1 protein-coding gene and 1 pseudogene are annotated in these 2,845 nt (G+C 58.0%); one reads left to right on the top strand and one right to left on the bottom strand.

Features of this window, described 5'->3' with window-relative positions:
• Nucleotides 1–798: 798 nt before the first annotated feature.
• On the top strand, nt 799–2,442 hold the full coding sequence (locus tag MKK70_RS19585; protein ID WP_243949427.1) for a carbohydrate-binding domain-containing protein: 1,644 nt from the start codon (nt 799–801) through the stop codon (nt 2,440–2,442).
• 132 nt (nt 2,443–2,574) lie between these two features.
• Here the strand turns inward: MKK70_RS19585 and MKK70_RS19580 are convergent.
• Nucleotides 2,575–2,845 (bottom strand): annotated as a pseudogene (locus MKK70_RS19580) (transposase); the annotation flags it as partial.

Here is a 2,845-nt window from a genome sequence, read left to right as displayed (position 1 = left end):
CAACGAAGATCGCCCCCATACGGCCCTGGGCGGCTTGACGCCCCGAGCCTTCGCCAACCAAGCTGTCACAGCCCGAAAACTTGCATAGGCCGTGGACCACAAACGGGGTCAACTCCACAGGCTCAAAAGCCATACCAAAGGGCGGACCACTTCAATGGGGGCTGACCAGCTTTATGCTGAAGAGGAGTGTCATTTCCGATCCGACCGACGCGGCGGGGCCGCCAACAGACTGGGAGCACGAGCCAAGGAGCTGCCACATTTCCTTGAGGGTTGATGTCGGTTCAGCCCTGGCGGTGGCGGTGGCAAGAAGTAGGGGCAGCGCGAGCATCGAAGGGCGAATGACGTCACCTAATCACGGTTTGTGGCTTGTTGGAAAAAGCTGCTTGTGGAGCGCCAGGCGAGCCGAGGAGCACTTTTTGTTGTTCTCATCACACAAACAGGTGTTCGCGTAATGACATAGTTATATACTGGGTCTTATGTGAATTGCTTTCGCGCGCAGGCGAGGTCCGTCGTGGGTGAAATACAGACCCACGGCCTCATGGCTTTCTGCCCCTCCCGGTTACCGCTATGCGCGTCGCCATGGTGATCCGCTCTACACGCCCTGAAGATGCCTCCACCAATTGATATTCATCTGCTCAAATGTCAAATTCACTAACTCGCCACCAATATTTTTAGGTATTTATGTTCGTGCTAATCTCAATGCTGTGATGTCACATATCGGCCATCATTACGGCAAATTCGAATGTTATCATCGGCAATCCATGAGGTTTTCTCAATGGCCCAGATAGGAGGCACGCATTGACCCAGACTGGTGTGTATGTCGGCAACGATCCTGCCGCCTTTGCTGCGTACTCCAAGTGGGTTGGGAGCGCGCCTGACAACGTGCTGAACTACCTCAATAACGACAATTGGAAGGCTTTTGACAGTTCGATCGCCTATGAGGTGACTTTGTGGAAGAACACCGCCACACCCAGCATATGGTCGGTGCCGTTGTCGGTTTGGAGCACCTCGCTCGAGCAGGTTGCTACAGGGGCTTTCAACGATCACTTCCTCAAGGCTGCTCAGGGACTGGCGCAAACCAAGGTCAGCAGTGACGGCAACATCTACGTGCGCGTCGGCTGGGAGTTTAATGGCTCCTGGATGCCTTGGGCCGCTGCTGGCCACGAGACTGCCTTCATCCAGTCTTTTCAAAACTTAGTGAACACCTTCCGCTCGGTTTCCGACAAGTTCAAGTTCGTTTGGGATACCACCAATGATGGTGGCAACATGAACCCAGAGAAGGCGTACCCGGGCGACAAGTACGTTGATGTAATCGGCACAGACGTATACTACCACACTCAGTGGGACGGAGGTAATGCTTCCAAGGCGTTCCAGGGTGAGGTCGCGCGCGCTTACGGTCTGCAATGGCAGCAGGATTTCGCCGCAGCCCACGGCAAGGCCACCGCCATCTCCGAGTGGGGTGTCGCCAGCAACAACGCGGGGTCGTACATCGACGCTATGACCAAGTGGATGGCCGACCACAATATGGTCTACGAGAACTATTGGGACTCAAATGCCGACTACAGTGGTAAGCTCAGCACAGGAATAAATGCTAACGCCGGTGCCATCTACAGGAGCGCCATTGCAAACTTGGATCATTCGTCGCCAGAGACACCCTCAGCTCCTCCCGCAAATCCTGGTTCTGTCTCGACCCCACCTATGAACACCGATACAGACACTTTGGTGTTCAAGGTCTCTGGTGACAAATGGCAGGGTGACCCGCACTTCATTGTGACGGTGGATGGCAAGCAGGTCGGCGGTGTGCTGACCACCTCTGCTTCGCACGCTGCTGGCCAGACCCAGGACATCACCCTGACGGGCAACTTCGGCTCAAGCGCCCACGATGTCGTGGTCAAGTTCATCGACGATGCGTATGGCGGGTCGGCCGACAAGGATCGCAACCTCTACGTCCACCAGGTCAGCCTGAACGGGCAAGGTCAAGATGGTAGCGGCAGCACTAACAATGCGGGATCTAACAGCAACGGGGCGGCCAACCTCCTCGGCAACGGTACAGCTACCTTTCATACGGGCGGGGATGACACCCTGGTGTTCAAGGTTTCTGGCGACAGCTGGCAGGGTGACCCGCACTTCATCGTGACGGTCGACGGCAAGCAGGTCGGCGGTACGCTCACCACCTCCGCCTCGCACGCCGAGGGCCAGACCCAGGACATCACCCTAACCGGCAACTTCGGCTCAGGGACCCACGATGTGGCAGTTAAGTTCCTAGACGATGCGTATGGCGGCTGGGGTTATGACCGCAACCTCTACGTCCACCAAGTCACGCTCGACAGCGAGGCTCATGCTGGCAGTGTGGCAGCCGGCAGCAGCGGTGTGGCGGGCTTGATGAGCACCGGCAGCACCGCTGTCGTGCATATGACCGGTGGTGGAGATTGGCACATGTGACGGGCCGGTCGCAAACCGTGGCGTCAGTCGTCGAAAAAACACGATAGGCGCCGTTTCTGAATTATGTCTGTTGGGTGAAGTCCGAAGAAGACTGCGAGCCGTTGGTTCTGCTCGCGGTTGGTCTAGTGGGTGTCATCGCGTGGGCGAATCGAGGGCTGGAGCGCGGGAGAGGACGCCCCTGAAGCAGGCCGCGGTCGTCTCGTAGCGGGTGGCGATTGCACGCCATTCCTTGGGCCTGGCCCAGAGGTGCTCGACCTGCCTGCGGTTGTTGTGGATGCAGTCTGGGCACGCGACGGGCGCCTCGTGGCGCTGGGGTGGGATCGCCGGTCGCGACCATGTTCCAGATGTGCTCGCGAAAGGCGTTACGGGTGTCGCCGCGGTCCCCGACGACCCACTTCGGCAC

This window comes from Methylobacterium sp. E-041, assembly GCF_022829665.1.
Classification (GTDB): Bacteria; Pseudomonadota; Alphaproteobacteria; order Rhizobiales; family Beijerinckiaceae; genus Methylobacterium.
This window is presented reverse-complemented; position numbering and strand designations above follow the sequence as displayed.